Annotated in this window: 16 protein-coding genes; 10 read left to right on the top strand and 6 right to left on the bottom strand. The window is 68.1% G+C overall.

What is annotated here, in order from left to right:
• Nucleotides 1-232 precede the first annotated feature (232 nt).
• From FB471_RS12150 to FB471_RS12140, 3 genes are read right to left on the bottom strand one after another with little or no spacing between them, the layout of a single operon-like run.
• Nucleotides 233-1,378 carry an FAD-dependent monooxygenase gene (locus FB471_RS12150; RefSeq protein ID WP_141997898.1) on the bottom strand — a complete coding sequence of 382 codons (1,146 nt, stop codon included), beginning with the start codon at nucleotides 1,376-1,378 and terminating at the stop codon, nucleotides 233-235.
• Nucleotides 1,375-1,752: a DoxX family protein gene (locus FB471_RS12145; RefSeq protein WP_246076364.1), complete on the bottom strand. Its 378-nt coding sequence runs from the start codon at nucleotides 1,750-1,752 to the stop codon at nucleotides 1,375-1,377. Before FB471_RS12145 ends, FB471_RS12150 begins: the two co-directional genes overlap by 4 nt.
• Nucleotides 1,749-2,354, bottom strand: coding sequence for a peroxiredoxin-like family protein (locus FB471_RS12140; RefSeq protein WP_141997896.1), 606 nt, complete (start codon nucleotides 2,352-2,354; stop codon nucleotides 1,749-1,751). Before FB471_RS12140 ends, FB471_RS12145 begins: the two co-directional genes overlap by 4 nt.
• Before the next feature lie 54 nt (nucleotides 2,355-2,408).
• Here FB471_RS12140 and FB471_RS12135 point away from each other — a divergent pair, with 54 nt between their 5' ends.
• The 6 genes from FB471_RS12135 to FB471_RS12110 all read left to right on the top strand — a co-directional run bounded on the left by FB471_RS12135 (nucleotide 2,409) and on the right by FB471_RS12110 (nucleotide 10,755).
• Nucleotides 2,409-2,885, top strand: coding sequence for a MarR family transcriptional regulator (locus FB471_RS12135; RefSeq protein WP_141997894.1), 477 nt, complete (start codon nucleotides 2,409-2,411; stop codon nucleotides 2,883-2,885).
• Between the two features lie 764 nt (nucleotides 2,886-3,649).
• Nucleotides 3,650-6,100: a LamG-like jellyroll fold domain-containing protein gene (locus tag FB471_RS12130; RefSeq protein ID WP_246076706.1), complete on the top strand. Its 2,451-nt coding sequence runs from the start codon at nucleotides 3,650-3,652 to the stop codon at nucleotides 6,098-6,100.
• A 61-nt stretch (nucleotides 6,101-6,161) separates the two neighbouring features.
• Nucleotides 6,162-7,244 carry an ABC transporter substrate-binding protein gene (locus FB471_RS12125; RefSeq protein WP_141997890.1) on the top strand — a complete coding sequence of 361 codons (1,083 nt, stop codon included), beginning with the start codon at nucleotides 6,162-6,164 and terminating at the stop codon, nucleotides 7,242-7,244.
• Nucleotides 7,245-7,254: 10 nt separating this feature from the next.
• Entirely contained in the window at nucleotides 7,255-8,781 is a 1,527-nt protein-coding gene (locus FB471_RS12120) for a sugar ABC transporter ATP-binding protein (protein ID WP_141997888.1), read from the top strand.
• Nucleotides 8,774-9,766 (top strand): ABC transporter permease, encoded by a 993-nt coding sequence (locus tag FB471_RS12115; protein ID WP_141997886.1) that lies wholly within the window; start codon nucleotides 8,774-8,776, stop codon nucleotides 9,764-9,766. The genes FB471_RS12120 and FB471_RS12115 overlap by 8 nt, the downstream gene beginning before the upstream one ends.
• Nucleotides 9,763-10,755 carry an ABC transporter permease gene (locus FB471_RS12110; RefSeq protein ID WP_141997884.1) on the top strand — a complete coding sequence of 331 codons (993 nt, stop codon included), beginning with the start codon at nucleotides 9,763-9,765 and terminating at the stop codon, nucleotides 10,753-10,755. Before FB471_RS12115 ends, FB471_RS12110 begins: the two co-directional genes overlap by 4 nt.
• 4 nt (nucleotides 10,756-10,759) lie before the next feature.
• On the opposite strand, the gene FB471_RS12105 is transcribed toward FB471_RS12110, so the two are convergent.
• The 3 genes from FB471_RS12105 to FB471_RS12095 form a co-directional block, all read right to left on the bottom strand.
• Nucleotides 10,760-11,572 carry a DeoR/GlpR family DNA-binding transcription regulator gene (locus FB471_RS12105; RefSeq protein ID WP_141997882.1) on the bottom strand — a complete coding sequence of 271 codons (813 nt, stop codon included), beginning with the start codon at nucleotides 11,570-11,572 and terminating at the stop codon, nucleotides 10,760-10,762.
• A gap of 728 nt (nucleotides 11,573-12,300) precedes the next feature.
• Nucleotides 12,301-12,657, bottom strand: a complete 357-nt coding sequence (locus FB471_RS12100) for a DUF397 domain-containing protein (protein WP_141997880.1) — start codon at nucleotides 12,655-12,657, stop codon at nucleotides 12,301-12,303.
• Nucleotides 12,658-12,659: 2 nt separating this feature from the next.
• Nucleotides 12,660-13,562 carry a helix-turn-helix domain-containing protein gene (locus FB471_RS12095; RefSeq protein WP_246076363.1) on the bottom strand — a complete coding sequence of 301 codons (903 nt, stop codon included), beginning with the start codon at nucleotides 13,560-13,562 and terminating at the stop codon, nucleotides 12,660-12,662.
• Between the two features lie 213 nt (nucleotides 13,563-13,775).
• Here FB471_RS12095 and FB471_RS12090 point away from each other — a divergent pair, with 213 nt between their 5' ends.
• The 4 genes from FB471_RS12090 to tgmB all read left to right on the top strand — a co-directional run bounded on the left by FB471_RS12090 (nucleotide 13,776) and on the right by tgmB (nucleotide 16,396).
• A complete protein-coding gene (locus tag FB471_RS12090; protein WP_246076362.1) occupies nucleotides 13,776-14,186 on the top strand; it encodes a hypothetical protein in 411 nt (136 codons plus the stop codon).
• Nucleotides 14,187-14,727: 541 nt separating this feature from the next.
• The gene (locus FB471_RS12085) at nucleotides 14,728-14,934 is read left to right on the top strand and encodes a hypothetical protein (RefSeq protein ID WP_141997878.1); all 207 of its coding nucleotides are present in this window, start codon (nucleotides 14,728-14,730) and stop codon (nucleotides 14,932-14,934) included.
• Between the two features lie 143 nt (nucleotides 14,935-15,077).
• Nucleotides 15,078-15,422, top strand: a complete 345-nt coding sequence (tgmA, locus tag FB471_RS12080) for a putative ATP-grasp-modified RiPP (RefSeq protein WP_141997876.1) — start codon at nucleotides 15,078-15,080, stop codon at nucleotides 15,420-15,422.
• 2 nt (nucleotides 15,423-15,424) lie between these two features.
• Complete coding sequence (gene tgmB / locus FB471_RS12075; RefSeq protein ID WP_211358019.1) at nucleotides 15,425-16,396, top strand: ATP-grasp ribosomal peptide maturase; 972 nt, start codon at nucleotides 15,425-15,427, stop codon at nucleotides 16,394-16,396.
• Nucleotides 16,397-16,399 lie beyond the last annotated feature (3 nt).

The following is a 16,399-nucleotide window of genomic DNA, read 5'->3' as shown; positions in this document are numbered from 1 at the left end:
GGCTGCTGTGTCAGTTGTGGGCCTCGTCGATGTCGCCCTCGACCATCCACTCGTAAAGTGCTGGCTGGGCTCCCCAAGGTCCACAGTAGCCAGTATCCGAACTCCGGGTACTGTGGACAGGCACCGGCCGGTGCGAACCAACCGTGCTCGGCCGCGGGCGGGAAACCCGGCGGCCGCTGTGCCCCGTGAGGACCCGCCTCCGGATCCGACCGTGCGACGTTGCTGCGTCCGGTCAGCCGGTGCCGATGGTGGGCGCCGACCACTGAGCGGGTTTCACGGCGGCGCGAGCGGTCATCGCCGGCGGCAGCAGCCGGATCGCGGCGTTGCGTACCGCGACCGCGATCGGGTTCGCGAGTTGTGATCCCATCCGCCCCGCACGCGCGGACTGCCGTGCGATCGCTTGGCTACGGGGCCTGCGGCGCCGGTCGTACTCGCGCAGCCCGGCTCCGACGTCGGGCTGCGCCAGCGACGCGGCGAGCACGACGGCGTCCTCGATGGCCTGGCATCCGCCCTGCCCGAGGAAGGGCGGCATCGCGTGTGCGGCGTCGCCGAGCAGTGCGACCCGGCCGGCGACGTAGCTTGGCAGGGGCGAGTCGAGCGCGAGCAGGTCATGCTGCATGATCGCGTGCTCCGGGGTGCGCTCGATCAACTCGGGGATCGGCTCCGGCCACGCGGCGAACAGCCGCAGCAGGTGCGCTCGCCTGTCGTCGTGCCGGGTGCCGCGGGGTGCCCGCTCGGCGATGTACCAGTACAGTCGCTCGCCGGTCAGCGGCACCAACCCGATCTCGACGCCCTTGCCGATGACGCCGGACAGTTCTCGACGGTCGGGCAGGTCGACGACCGCACGAAACCCCGTGCTGCCGCAGTAGGCCGCTCCGGGGTGGTCCGGCCAGCACACCGTGCGGACCGTGCTGTGGATGCCGTCCGCGCCGACCACGAGGTCCGCTCCGACCTCACCGCCGTTCCACCGCACCGTGCCCGCCCTGTCCACGTCGGTGACCTCGACACCGGGATGCACCGTGTCCGCCGGCAGCGCGTCGCGAAGTAGGTCGAGCAACTGGGCACGGTGAATCGCGAGCAGCGGCCGCCCGAACGCACGCTCCACTCGGTCGGCGTCCCACCGGGTCAACCAGCGGCCGGTATGGTCGCGGAGCTTGCCCGCGGCCTGGGGCATCAGCAACGGTGCGATGCGCCCACCGAGCCCGAGCGCGTCCAGGCCACGCAACGCGTTGGGCCATAACGTGATTCCCGCGCCGATATCCGTGAACTCGCGTGCGCGCTCGAGCACGGTGACCCGCAGGCCCGCCTTGCGCAGGCCGATGGCGGCGCACAGGCCGCCAATGCCACCGCCGATGATCACCGCATGTCGTTGCGTCACAGGGCAGCGATCCCCAGTATCAGTGAGCCGACGGCGGGCGACAGGAACAGCCCACCGGGGACGAGCAATCGCGGCGAGTAATCGCCGGCGAGCAGGTGTGTGTGCACCGCGCAGACCCAGAACAGGACCAGGCCGATCGCCGCGGCGATGCCGACCAGCGGCATCCCCAGCAGCCCGGCCAGCAGGCCGAGGGCACCCGCGGTCTTCAGCGTCCCGATCGGGAACACCAGCCATGACTCGGGCACACCGACCGCGGCCATCCGGGGCAGTATCGGCTTGAACCGCGTGAGGGCGACGATGCCGGAGAAGGCATTGGCCACGATCACCAGGATCGTGACAACCAGGTAGGCGGCGTGCACGGTGGACCTCCTCACTTCCGCCGTTGTGCCGAGGCCAGACGGAGTACCTCGTCCACGCTCCACTGGTCATCGGCATGCGTGCCGTACTTGGCGGCGAGCACGTGCCCGTCCGGCTCGATGAGCAGCTCCGCGGGCATTCCCCGCATGCTAGCGCCCCGGATCGAGAACCACTTCCCGCCCGGATCACGCACTTCGCGTATGCCGACGCGCCATGCCTGTGGCTTCAACCAGGCGGTCCACGCCCGTGGATCCAGCACCGCCCGCAGCGAGAACCCCACACCGAACTCGCGGTAGAGCCGGTAGTCCGGGTCGGCGACCGCATCGAACGGGAGCTGACCCTGGTGCGGCAGCATCGCCTCGACCGGCGAATGGAACACCACGACCTCGCGGACCCCCGCTGCCGTGATCTCGTCGTGCCGACGGGCGACCGAGTGCAGGTGCACGTTGCAGATCGGACACGACGCAAAACGCCGGAACACCAGGTGTGTCAGGACGTCCTGGGCGGGCAGCGGGACGAGGTCCGATCGGATCGTTGTCAGCTCCCGAGGTGGGACGTGGTCACCACGGGAGTACCGCTGACCGGTGACGGCGGCTCGGGGGTGTCTGGCGGGACTCATCCGACCTCCAAGGATAGGATATCTGTAAGTCGTACAATACGGAGATAATATCATATGAATTACAAACAACCTTCTCATCGGCGGCAGGCTACCGCCGTCAAGCAGGCGCTGCGGGGCCTCAACAACCAGCTCTCGCTGTTCACCCACCGGGTGGCCGGCCGGGTCCGCCTCAAAGACATAGACCTGGACTGTCTCGACCTGATCGGCAGGCACGGCCCACTCGGCCCCAGCGCCATCGCGGGGCGGGCCGGCCTGCATCCCGCCACCGTCACCGGCATCCTCGACCGGCTCGAACAGGGCGGGTGGATCACCCGGGAACGCAAACCGGACGCCACGGACCGGCGTGCCGTCACTGTCGAAGTGCTACGCAACCGCAACGCCGAACTGTTCGGCCTGTTCGCCGGGATGAACGCCGCGATGGACGAGGTCTGCGCGAACTACACCGCGACCGAACTCGAGCTGATCGCCGGCTTCCTACGCCGAACCACCAACGCCGGACACGAAGCCACCGATGCGCTGGCAAGCCACTGACAAACCTGGAGGCCGCACGTCGCGGGTTGGTCAGCGGCCGGTCGGATCGCGAGCCCCGTGCGTCGGCTGCTCACGGCCCGGATCGCGATCCCCGGCCCCTCGACGAGCGCCGAGGAGTTCGGGTTGGGGCTGTCCCGCCCGCGAACGGTGCAAGCGGTCGGTTTCTCGTCGGTCGTGCTGGGGTGATGCGCCCCTCGAACGTGGTCGCGAAGGCGTTCAAGGGTGCGAACGGCCGCCACCGGAACAGCTGACGCTTGTTCGGCCACTGTGTCCGAACAGGACTGGCAGCGGCGGGTCGCGAGGGGCGCGGTCCTCGCGAGGAGCCGCGCGGTCCGGGTACTGCTGCCACACCACGCTCGTTACCCAGCCCCGGTCGAAGTCAACCACAAAAAACACAGAACCGAACAGGTGCGTCGGCTGCTGTCGCCCCGGCGGTTTCCGCCCAAATGAGCGGGACCAGCCGTCTCCGTCGGCGGATACGCGGCTACGGAGCGTCGTCTGGGCGGTGGAGGTGAGCCCGCAGAGATGTTGAAATGTGGTTGAGTCTGGTTGTAAGTGTTGACATCGCGAGCCGGCGTGTGTGAAATGCTTCACGCCGGCGTGAGATCCGCGTCAACGTGTCTCGCCCCGGGTGCCGTGGCGCCAGCCGCTCGCTGGCGGAGTCCCGAGAAGGGTGTTCGACAATGCCGTCCCTCGCCGCACCGACTCGACGAAGCAGAAGACGTTCCCGATCCGTTGTGGCCGCAACGTTCTTCGCGTTGCTGATGGTCGTGACCGTGGCTCCGGCCGCCGCCCTGCCCGCCGGCAACGGTTGGGAGATGGGGGATCCGCGCCTGGTCACCCCGTGGACCGCGCAGGTGTCCCCGGACAACGCGCTGCCGGAGTACCCCCGCCCGCAGTTGACCCGCAAGAAGTGGCAGAACCTCAACGGCGTCTGGGAGTTCGCCGGCGCCACGCGGGGGGAGGAGCCGCCGTTCGGCGAGACGCTGGACGAGCGGATCCTGGTGCCGTACCCCACCGAGTCCGCGCTGTCCGGTATCCAGCGGCACGAGGATTACATGTGGTACCGCCGCACCTTCACCGTGCCCCGGAACTGGCATGTGGGCCGGTGGAACCAGCTGATGCTCAACTTCGGCGCCGTGGACTACGACGCGGCCGTCTACGTGAACGGGCGGCAGGTCGCCACGCACCGTGGTGGTTACGGCGCGTTCTCGGCCGATGTCACCGATGCGCTCACCCGCTCCGGTGAGCAGGAGATCGTGGTCGGCGTCGAGGATCGCACCGACGCCACCTGGCAGCCGGTCGGCAAGCAGCGCCGCGTTCCCGACCGCGGGATCTTCTACGAGGGCGCCTCCGGGATCTGGCAGACCGTCTGGATGGAACCGGTACCGCGTTCCTCGGTCGAGAACCTCGACATGGTTCCGGACATCGGCACGAACACCCTGGGCCTGACCGTGAACACGCAGGGGCGCCAGGACCCCGACCTGCGGGCCACCGTGATCGTGCGGGACGGCCACCGGATCGTCGGCCACAGGACCGGGCCCGCGAACGAGCGACTGCGGGTCCCGGTGCCGGACGCCAAGCTCTGGTCCCCGAAGTCCCCGTTCCTCTACGACCTCGAGGTGGTGCTCAGCGACGGCTGGTGGCCGCTGGACCGGGTGTCCTCCTACTTCGGGATGCGGGAGATCGGCACGGCGAAGGGCGCGGACGGCAAGCTACGGATCACGCTCAACGGCGAGATCCTGTTCCATATGTCCACACTGGACCAAGGATACTGGCCGGACGGTATCTACACCGCGCCGACCGACGAGGCGCTGCGGTTCGACCTCGAGCAGCACAAGGAACTCGGTTTCAACACCGTGCGCAAGCACATCAAGACCGAACCCGACCGCTGGTACTACCACGCGGACCGGCTCGGGCTGCTGGTCTGGCAGGACATGCCCTCCATGCGCACCGGACCTCGCCCGCCCGCCGAAGCGCAGCGACAGTTCGAGACCGAGCTGGACGAGCTGGTGGAGGAGAAGAAGAACTGGACCTCCGTGATCGGTTGGGTGCCGTTCAACGAGGGCTGGGGCGAATGGTCCCAGGAGGCCACCGGCCGGATCGCCGAGGAGATCAAGCAGCAGGACCCCACCCGCCTTGTCAACGCGCACAGCGGGGTGAACTGCTGCGCCTCGCTCGGTGACTCGGGCAAGGGCGACATCATCGACTGGCACGCCTACCCCGGACCCGCCCAGCCGAGCCCGGACGCCACCCGCGCCGCGATCGACGGCGAGCACGGCGGCTACGGCCTCGAGGTGGAGGGCCACATGTGGTTCGGCGAGGGTCACGCCTACCGGATGATGCCGGGCAAGGAGTCGCTGACCCGGGCCTATGTGGACAACCAGCGCGAGGTGCTGAACGCGGCCCAGCGCTGCGGCATCGGCGGGGCCATCTACACCCAGGTCACCGACGTGGAGCACGAGGTCAACGGCTTCTTCACCTACGACCGGCAGGTGGCGAAGATGGACTTCGACCAGGTGCGCGCGATCAACCGGAGGATCATCCGGGAGGCCGACGGTAGCGGGGACGGCGGCCCCGACCCCGATCCAGGGACCCCGGGCCTGCGGGGCGTGCACGCCTACAAGTTCAACGAGGGCAGCGGGTCCACCGCGGCGGATGCCGTGGGCGATGCCGACGCGAGCCTGACCGGCACCGAGTGGGCCGGGGGCGTGCACGATGGCGGGCTGTCCTTCGCCGGCTCCGGCGCGGCCGACCTCGGCGCGCCCCTGCTGGACACCGCGGGCAGTTACAGCGCCTCGGCCTGGGTCAAGCTGGACGAGGCAGGCGGCGGGTTCCAGACGGTCGTCAGCCAGGACACCGGCCAGAACAGCGCGTTCTTCCTGCAGTACTCCGGCCAGGACCAGCGCTGGGCGATGAGCTTCGTCGGGCTGCGGGCCCTCTCGCCCACCAAGCCGGAGCCCGGCCGCTGGTACCACCTGACCGGCGTGCGGGACGCCCAGGCCGGAACGCTGGAACTGTACGTGGACGGCGAGCGGGTGGACAGCAGGAGCGCCTGCTCCGCCGCGGGCTCCAGCGGGAACACCGTCATCGGCCGTGCCGAGTACGGCGGCCAGCAGGTCGACTTCCTGCACGGCGACGTGGACGACGTCCGCCTGTTCGACCGTGCTCTCTCCGCCGAGGAGGTGGCCGAGCTCGCCGCCGCAGGCGAGTGAAGCACGTCCGGGGGCGGGGCCCCGCCCCCGGACCCTCAACCCCGTGGACAAAGGAGTTCCGATGACCAGTACGACACCGCCACGCCACCGGCGCCTGCTCGCCTCCGCCGCCGTGCTCGGGCTGGCGCTGGTGGGGTGCACCAACCCTGGCACGAACGAGGAGGCGGCACCCGTGGGGGGCAACGACGGGGGCGATCAGCAGGTCGTCAAGGAGAGCTCCGGCGAGGGCTGCACGCTGGCGGACTACGGCGCCGAGAAGATCGACCTCGGCGAGGCCGTGGTCGGGTTCTCCCAGTCCGAACCGGACACCGCCGCCTTCCGCGCCGCGGAGACGAAGTCCATCCGCCAGGCCGCCGAGCAGGCCGGGGTGCGCGACCTGCTCGTCACCAACGCCAACAACGAGCTGCCCAAGCAGATCGCCGACATCCAGAACATGCTGAGCCAGGGAGTCGACTTCCTCATCGTGGCGCCGGTGAACTCGGACGGGCTGGATCCGGCCCTGAACGCCGCCAAGCAGCGGGGCGTTCCGGTACTCACCATCGACCGCAAGGTCACCAACACCCACTGCGCGGACTACGTCGCCTTCCTCGGCTCGGACTTCTACGAGCAGGGAAGGCGGGCGGCGGACGCCTTGAACGAGGTAACCGGTGGCACGGCGAAGGTCGCCGTCCTGCTCGGCTCCTCGGGCAACAACGTCACCGAGGACCGCAACTCCGGTTTCCAGGACCAGGTGCGGGAACGCTACTCCGACCTGGAGATCGTCGCGGAGCAGACAGCGAACTTCGCCAGGGACGAGGGGCAGGCGGTCGCCGAGCAACTGTTGCAGTCCAATCCGGACATCGATGCCATCTACGCGCACAACGACGAGATGGCACTCGGTGCGGTCACCGCTGTGCAGGCCGCCGGCCTGGACCCCGGCCAGGACGTCAGGATCGTGTCGATCGACGGTACCCGCAACGCCGTGCAAGCCATCGTGGACGGTGACATCAACGCGGTCATCGAGTCGAACCCGCGGTTCGGCCCGCTGGCCTTCGAGACGGCCGAGAAGTTCTACGCCGGCGAGCCGATCCCCGAGGACGTGATCATCGAGGACGACGAGTACAACGCGGAGAACGCCGAGGCCAACATCGGCGACGCCTTCTAGGACGACGGTCGTGCTCGAGACCGAGGGTGTGACCAAGTCGTTCGGCGGCGTGCACGCGCTGCGGGGTGTGGACTTCTCGCTCGCGCGGGGCGAGATCCACGCCCTGGTCGGTGAGAACGGCGCCGGTAAGTCCACATTGATCAAGGTGTTGACCGGTGTGCACCGGCCGGACTCCGGTGCGGTGCGGTTCGCCGGTGCGGAGGTCGAGTTCCACCGGCCCGCCGAGGCCCAGCGGGCCGGGATCTCCACGATCTACCAGGAGGTCAACCTCGTCCCGCTGCTGTCGGTGGCCCGCAACGTGTTCCTCGGCCGCGAGCCGCGTACCCGGTTCGGCCTCATCGACACGGCAAAGATGAACCGCGGGGCCGCCGAGCTGGTCGGGTCCCTCGGTGTCGATATCGACGTCACCGGGGAACTCGGCCGCCTCGGCCTCGGGGTGCAGCAGATGGTGGCGCTCGCGCGGGCGATGTCGGTGGACAGCCGGGTGGTCATCATGGACGAGCCGACCTCCTCCCTCGAGGCCAAGGAGGTCGCGACGCTGTTCCAGGTGGCGCGCGACCTCGCCGGCCGCGGCGTCGGGATCGTGTTCGTCTCGCACCGGCTGGACGAGCTGTGGCGGCTGTGCGACCGGGTCACGGTGCTGCGCGACGGCAGGCGGGTGCACACCGGCCCGATGACCGAGCTGGACCGGGTCACCCTGGTCGCGCACATGCTCGGCCGGGACGCGGGCGAGGTGGCGCGCGGCGGGGCGACCGGCTTCGAAGGCAAGCACGACCGGGATCGCGAACCCGTGCTCACCGCGGACGGCCTCGAGGTCCGCAACCGGCTGCACGGCGTCGGGCTGTCCGTACGGCCGGGGGAGGTGCTCGGCCTCGGCGGGTTACTCGGCTCCGGTCGCAGCGAGACGGTCAAGGCGGTGTACGGGGCGCTGCCCGTCCGGTCCGGGAGCGTCGAGGTCGGCGGCAGGCGGGTGCGGCCGAACTCGGTGCGGCACGCGCTGCGCGCCGGGATCGCGCTGCTGTCCGAGGACCGCAAGGCCGAGGGCATCATCCCCGGCCTCTCGGTGCGCGACAACATCGCACTGGCCGTGCTGCCGCGGCTGTCCCGGGCCGGCATCCTGTCCGAGCGGCGGATCGACGAGCTGGTGGACACCTTCGTGCGTCGCCTGCGGATCAAGGTGGCGAACCCGAGGCAGCCGGTGCGGGAGCTGTCCGGTGGTAACCAGCAGAAGGTGTTGATCGCCCGCTGGTTGTGCACCGAACCCACGGTGTTCCTGCTGGACGAGCCCACCCGTGGCATCGACGTCGGGGCCAAGGCCGAGGTGCAGGCGCTGATCGACGAGCTGGCCGGGCAGGGGCTCGCGGTGGTGCTGGTCTCGAGCGAGATGGACGAGCTGGTCGAGGGCGCCGACCGCATCCTGGTGCTGCACGACGGCACCGTGACGGGGGAGCTGGCCGGGGACCGGATGACCGGCGCCGCGCTGCTCGCGGCGCTGGCCGGGCACGCCGGATCCGGCGAGGAGGGTTCGGATGAGTGAACGGCTGGCCAGCAAGCCGCGGTCGCGCGAGAAACCGGAGCGCCCGCGGCGCCGGCGGATCGACCCGGACTGGATCCGGCGCAACGGCGTCTACGTGGCGCTGGTGTTGCTCCTGGCGATCAACGTCGCGATCACGGACAACTTCGTCAGCGACGCGACCCTGCGACTACAGCTCATCCAGGTGACCCCGGTGCTCATCGTGGCGCTGGGGATGGCGCTGGTCATCGGCACCCAGGGCATCGACCTCTCGGTGGGGGCGGTGATGGCGCTGGCCGCCGCCCTGATCCCGCTCTACATCGGCTACGGCACGGGCGTGGCGATCGCGATCGCGGTGCTCGCGGGCGGGGTGAGCGGTGCGCTCGCGGGCACCCTCGTGGCGCGGATCGGGGTGCAGCCGATCATCGCCACGCTCGGCATCATGGTCGCCGGGCGCGGGGTCGCGAACCTGTTCGGCGGCGAGATCAAGAGTATCCGTGACCCCGGGATGGTCGCGCTGGGCTCGGGGAGCCTGCTCGGTGTCCCGTATGTGGTGGTGATCGCGGCCGTGGTCGCGGCGGTGACCTGGTTCCTGGTGCGCCGCAGCAATTTCGGCAGGCAGCTGGTGGCGATCGGCGGCAACAAGCGGGCCGCGGAGCTCGGCGGGCTTCCGGTACCCAGGGTGCTACTGACCACATACATCCTGTGTGGACTGCTCGCCGCGCTGGCCGGGGTGCTGCTGGCGGCCCGTTCGCAGGCCAGCGACCCGACCAAGGTGGGGCTGCTGGTCGAGCTGTCCGCGATCACCGCCGTGGTGCTGGGCGGCACACCGCTGTCCGGTGGGCAGGTGCGGATCGCGGGCACCATCGCCGGCGCGCTGCTGATGCAGCTCATCACCGCCACGCTGATCTTCCACGACATCCCCGACTCCACGGCGCAGATCGCGCAGGCCGTGATCGTGGTGGCCGCGGTCTACGTGCAACTCGGGCGCAGGAAGGCGAGACCATGACGACAACGGTGGCGGCCGCGCCTGCCGGCTCCGGCGGCACCAGGGCGCGCGTGGCGCGGGTGGCACAGCGGCAGGGCGCGCTGGTGATCCTGGTGGCTTCCGTGCTCGCCGCGACCCTCGCCTTCGACTCCTTCGGCACCGCGGGAAACCTGGAGAACATCGCGCTGCAGGCGTCCTTCCTCGCGGTGGTCGCGCTCGGCATGACCTTCGTGATCATGTCCGGCGGGATCGACCTCTCGGTCGGCTCGGTGTTCGCGCTCGGCGGGGTGCTGGCCGCGTGGGGTTCGCGGTACGGCACCCTGGCGGCGCTGCTGGTGCCGCTGGTGGTGTGCGGCGCGATCGGGCTCGTCCAGGGCCTGGTGATCGCCAGGGGCGGGCTGCCCCCGTTCATCGTCACGCTCGCCGGGTTGCTGTTCGCCCGCGGCCTGCTGTTGCTGATCAGCGACGAGGGCGCCACGACGTACAAGGTGCCGCCGGGCTCGGCGTTCCGCGAGCTGGCGCAGGGCGGCTTGCTGGGCATCGGCTACCCGATCTGGATCGTGCTGGTGGCCTTCGGCATCGGCGGCCTGCTGCTGCGCCGCAGCTCGTACGGGTCCACGGTGCTCGCCATCGGCGGGCAGGAGGACGCGGCGGACCTGATGGGCCTTCCGGTGCTGCGGACCAAGGTGATCGCCTACACCACCTGCGGCGTGCTGGCCGGGTTCGGCGGCCTGCTGATGGCCTCCTACACCTCCTCCGGGGTCACCGTCCTCGGCGTCGGGATGGAACTCGAGGTGATCTCCGCGGTCGTGCTGGGCGGCACGTTGCTGACCGGCGGGGCGGGCACGGTGCTGGGTTCGCTGGTGGGCGTCCTGCTGCTGCAGGTCATCCGCAACGTGATCAACCAGGTGGGTTCGCTGAACTCCAACTGGCAGGCCGTGATCAGTGGCACGATCCTGCTGGTGGTGGTCACCGCGCAGCGGTGGCTGGCGAAGGTGGAGGGCCGGTAGCCGGTTACGCCGGGGGCTCCTCGGCCTCGTCACCCGTACCGGGGCCGGCGTCCACCACGACCAGCTCGCCGACCCGCTCGCGCAGCACGATCCGGTGCTCCTCGGCCAGCCCGGAGTCGGTGATCAGCACGTCGGCGGCGTCGATGCCGGCGATGGTCGAGATACCCAGCACCCCGTACTTTGTGTGGTCGGCGAGGACCACGAACCGGCGGGAGGTCTCGACGAACGCGCGGTCGGTCTCCGCCTCGACCAGGTTCGGCGTGGTGAACCCGCTGCGCAGGTCCATCCCGTGCACGCCCATGAACATCAGGTCGAGGTTCACCGAACGGATCGCCGACACCGCGAACGGGCCCACCAGCGCCTCCGAGGGCGTGCGGATGCCACCGGTGAGCACCACCGTCTGGTCCGTGCGTGGCTCACCCGAGAACAGGTCGGCGACCTGCACGGAGTTGGTGACCACGGTGATATCGGCTACGTCGCGCAGCAGCCGGGCGAAGGTCCACGTGGTGGTGCCGCCGGAAAGCCCTATCGCCATCCCGGGTTCGACCAACCGCAGCGCCTCGGCCGCGATGGCCTGCTTCTCCGGGTTCTGCCTGCCGGACTTCGCGGCGAAGCCCGGCTCCTCGATGCTCGGCCCGCCGGGCAGCACCGCCCCGCCGTGCACCTTCTGTAGCCGGCCTTCCTGAGCCAGCACCTCGAGGTCACGCCGGATCGTCATATCCGAGACGCCGAGGTGCTCGACGAGTGCGCTCACCCGCACGGCACCGCTGCGCTGCACCTCCTCCAGGATTCGGGAGCGCCGTTGGCTGGCCAGCATGGGAGGTGTCCTTCCTCTCCGGCTCGGGCGACAGATCAAACATTATCGCAACCAAACCGAGAACGGTTGCCTGGGGAAATGTTTGATCTTCGAATCTCCGATACCGGCCTGCACTCCGCCGGATGGGGTAACTCAGGTTGGATTCCAGGTGTACTGCTGGTTTTTCGACGCCTGTTCGACTCTGTTGGATCCGTTCGTTCCAGGCAATGGTTTTGCGCATCTCATACGGAAGTGCGACAGATTCAAACAGAAGGGCACCACTGCTGTGTGTGGTCCGTTGGCGACCCTGCATTGCGGTCGCACTCTGGGTGACATGAGCCACAAACACGGTGTTATCGCAGGTGGGGGCGCCGATCGGGCGCGTGTGCCTGGGCTCCTACGGCCGGTTGTCAGCGGGTGCCGGAGACGGGCGAGCTGGAGAAGATCGACACCCAGCGGGCCGATGACCGCAAGGTGATCGACCGGGTGGACGCCAGGTTGGGCGAGGAACTACAGGATGGGTTGTCGGCGTGGAAGCGCGGTGTGCGGCGGCCGGGGGTGGGAGCGGCTGTTGGAGCGGGTGGAGTCGGGCGAGTCGGACGGGATCGTGGTTTGGCACGCCGACCACCTGCTCCGGCAGTCGCCTGACCTGGAGAAGCTGATCGAGTTGGGTGAGCGCGGGTTCGGTCTACTCCGCGCACGTTCAACGCCGGAGGGCGCTGAGCCATGCTTAATTGGCATTGTCACGATCAGGTAGTGGCAGCAAGACACCTGGTGAAATCGAACTCGCCGTCTGCCGCTCCGGCGAGGAAGGCGGACCACTCCTCGGCGTCGAAGTACAGTTCGATGGTGGTTGTGAGCGACCGCACGACGGTGTCGGTGCCGATCGTCGTGATGGCGGCGACGCCGTTCGTGCTGGCTAGTCCCTTACGGGCGTCGTGGACAAATGTTGCCCACGCACCGAACGGGAAGGTGATCGTTCCGGCGGTGGGGTGCTTGCTGTGTCGGATCACCACGCCATCCGCTATCGGGGCCACCTCGACGCAGTTCTCACCAGCGCTGCTATAGCTGGCCGTTCGCCACGCGAGGCGGTCGGCGGTTGTCATCCTCAGTCCTCCGAACTCGTTGCCAAGGTTTCGATGCGCGCGGCGATGGCGTCGGCGGAATCAGACACCGACAGCGCTGCGGCGCACAACCGGTCCGCTGACAAAGTATACGCCGCGACTTGATCTTGATCCTGTACGTAGATGGCGCCCGTGGGGTACTCGATGTAGCCGATGCTCTGGGCTTCGTCGAAGTCCAGAAGCAGGAAGTCACCGTCGAGCCCGTCATGAACCGCGACGGTGACCGGCATGACATGCAGCTCGACATTGTCACGTTGCATGTGGGTGAGCAGGTGTTCCAGTTGCGTCCGCATGACCCGTGGGCCGCCTACGATGCGATCAAGGACGTATTCCTCGATGACAGCACGGAAGCGCAACGGGTTGGCGTCGTCGGCGAGTCGCTGCCGTGCCATGCGAGCGCGAACGACCTGCGGTGCGTCCATCGGTGGGACCTGGAGATTGCCAACAAGCAGCGCGGATGCGTAGTCAGGCGTCTGGAGTTGACCGGGCAACAAGAGGGATTCGTAGGTGAACTCGGCGGCGGCAAGCCCCTCCAGCCCAACGAAGGTCCTGAACCAGTTGGGCAGCACGTCACCGAAGGGTGCCCACCAGGTGCCCTGATCGGCACGTGCCGCCAGCGAGGCCATGCGGTCGACGTGTTCCACGTCCGCACCGTAGGAGCGGAGCAGCGCGGTCACTTCGTCGGGTTTCTGCTGCGTCTTGCCGGTCTCCAGATAGTTGATCTTCGCCTGGCTACAGCCGAGCGCCTTGGCGGCCTCGGACTGTTTCAAGCCGGCCTGTTCTCGCGCCACCCGTAGGTCGTGCCCGATCAGAAAGCGCAGCGCGGACGGATCGGAGCGATGGTCGACCACTTGGTGTCCCTCCTGCAGCTCGGCCTGGTCACCCACAGTGTGGCAGTTGACCAACGAGACAACAGCAGCTCCACCCGAACGATGTATGTACCTTTGTATATATACATCGTAGATTGCAGTCATGCCGATATTGGAACAGTACGTCCGTTGGGCGCGACGCCATCACGCGGGTAGTCCGCGCTTGCGCCGACTGGCTGGGCACCCGCGCGGTCTCGGAGAAGAACAACCCGGCACAGATGGAGACAACCCGTGACGACAGCACTCCCGCACAACGGTCAGCAACCCCAACTGGACGACCGGGACCAGCGGACGCACCGTCACCCGCTGGACGCGTACGTGCCCGACCCCTCGGACAAGGAGCCGTTGTGCGATGAGGCGGAGTTCAGGCGCGAACTGGAGAGCATGGTCGCTGACGGCGCGCCCCGGCTGTTCGCCGTGGTCCAGGAGTACGGGGAGCGGGTGGATGCATGGGTCGTCGCGTGGGGTATGGCGTTCGATGATCACGTCGAAGTCGTCGCGGCCGAAGGTAAGCAGTGGATGAGCTTGCGGGCGCCGGAACGCGCATTGCGCCGGTTCAAGTTCGGCAGCCACATCCGGGCTCGCCTTGTGTGGGTTGGCCCGGACGCGGCCACGCCCTCCGATGATGACGAAGTCGCCTGAGCCGAGTGGACCGTGTCGGCCGATGGCGTGCGGTGGCTGCCGGGGCTCTTCCGGCCGCTTCTGCACGCCATCCCCGACACCCGACCGACGTGGACGGCCTAACCCTGCTCTGGGCGGTGTGCGGAGCGCCCGCGCCCGACTGGACCGGCGGTCCTCTGCCGCATCCGCCCTGCCAAAAGTGCGAACGGGTCGTCGGCCCGATTCCGATAGCCGGATTCATCCAGTGAAGCCCGGAAGGAGCGGCGTGGTCGTGGCCCAATCGTCCGTCATGTCGTCCGTGATCCGGAACAACCCGGTCCAATCGAACTTCCGGCAGGCTTGCGGCTGGTTCCCGATGCCGCGCGAGCCTGCCGGATTCCAAATCAACAATTTGCCGCGGCCGATAGCCCGAGCGGGAGGCACGCGTTACGGGAGCGGCCACCCGTCGAACGGCGGGGCCAAGTGTGACAACAGGAAGGTAGGTTAGGTGTTTTCATATCAAGGAGTTTGCGTCGACTCGTGGGTGCGCGTAGATAATGGATGCGACATCGCGTGTGAAATCGTGGCTGATGAAGCTCAGTTCCAGTTTGGCAATAGGCGCGACTGTGTTCTGGAAATGGTTTTTAGTGAAGAAAGCCTAGAGGAACTCGTCAAGACGAGTACAGCGGCGCTTGAAAAGATGCGCGCGGAAGCGGAAGACCTGGAACGCACCGGGAGCGATGCGGAAACGGATCCGGTCAACACGGGGGCCGCACCGCGCACGGCATGACCAAATGGCACCGGTTCGGGCCGCGCGCCGGAAGATGGTCACCCCGGTACCCGGTCACGGCTGCGACGGGGCCGGGTGCCTCACCGACTCGGACCGTGTATGACGGATAGCGACCAACCCCCTACCCACCGGAGGTGGATTACATGCCCGTACACCAGCACGAACGCCCGACCGAGACGGGCGCGTTCCCGTCGTCGGGTCACTTCCCGCTCGGTCGACGGTTCGGCATGGTCGACACGGCCCCTGAACCGGCGTCACCCGTGCGCCCGTTCGGGCTCACGTTGGGCACGCGGCCACGTCAGGTCACGCCGCTGAACCCCGCCGACATCGGTTATGACGAGGATGCCCAAATGGGCTTGATGCGCGACGACGGGGGCCAGTTGGTCCCGATGAGTCGTCACACGGACGGCCAGACCAACACCGTGACCGATGGAGGTGACGGCCGGTACACCAACAAAGACAGTGACACCGACCATCGGGAGGATTGATCATGGTGGGTGCCGCGCGGTCTGTGCTCGTGCTGACCGATCGTTTCGACCCCACGGCCGACCGGGTCGTGGAGGAACTGAACAGCCGGGACACCACGGTGGTTCGGATCGATGTTGCCGACTTCCCCGAACGGCTGTCCGTGTCCGCCGAGTTGAACGGCGGGCCGTGGTCGGCAGCGTGGTTGCAGACCGCGCGGCGCTCGGTGAACCTTGCCGACGTGTCCGGGATCTACTACCGCCGACCGACCGGGTTCGACTTCCACCCGGACCTGTCGGCCGACGAACGTCGGTGGTCGGCCGTGCAGGCGCGGATGGGGTTCGGCGGGCTGCTGGCGGCCGTGGGGCCATGGCTGAACCATCCGCACCACATCGGCTATGCCGAGTACAAACCGGCACAACTCGGCGCGGCCGTGGCGTGCGGGTTACCGGTGCCACGTACGCTGGTCACCAACGACCCGGGACGTGCCCGCGCGTTCGTCACCGGTGTAGGCCGCGCGGTGTACAAGCCGTTCGGCGGGCACGGCGTGACCGACACCGAAGGATACCGCCACGTGTTCGCCAGCGTGGTTACCCCGGAACAGTGCAACGACCCGAACATTGCCCGAACCATGCACATGTTCCAACAGTGGGTACCGAAATCCTATGAGGTCCGGTTAACCGTGGTGGATGGACGATTCTTCGCCGCACGAATAGACACGGAATCAGCCACGGCGTATGTCGACTGGCGGGCAGACTACGAGTCCTTGACCTATACGGCCATCGAGACACCAAACTTTGTTCAAAGCCGTGTCAATGAACTGTTGAGCACACTGAACTTGCGGTTCGGCGCGTTGGATTTCGTGGTGGCACCGGACGGGAAATGGTGGTTTCTGGAATGCAACCCGAATGGGCAATGGGCCTGGATTGAAGATCAGACCGGAATGCCGATCGCGGCCGCTATCGCGGACGCTTTGGAAGGATACGACAAGACGTGACCG

This window comes from Amycolatopsis cihanbeyliensis (assembly GCF_006715045.1).
GTDB classification, from domain to species: Bacteria; Actinomycetota; Actinomycetes; order Mycobacteriales; family Pseudonocardiaceae; genus Amycolatopsis; species Amycolatopsis cihanbeyliensis.
This window is presented reverse-complemented; position numbering and strand designations above follow the sequence as displayed.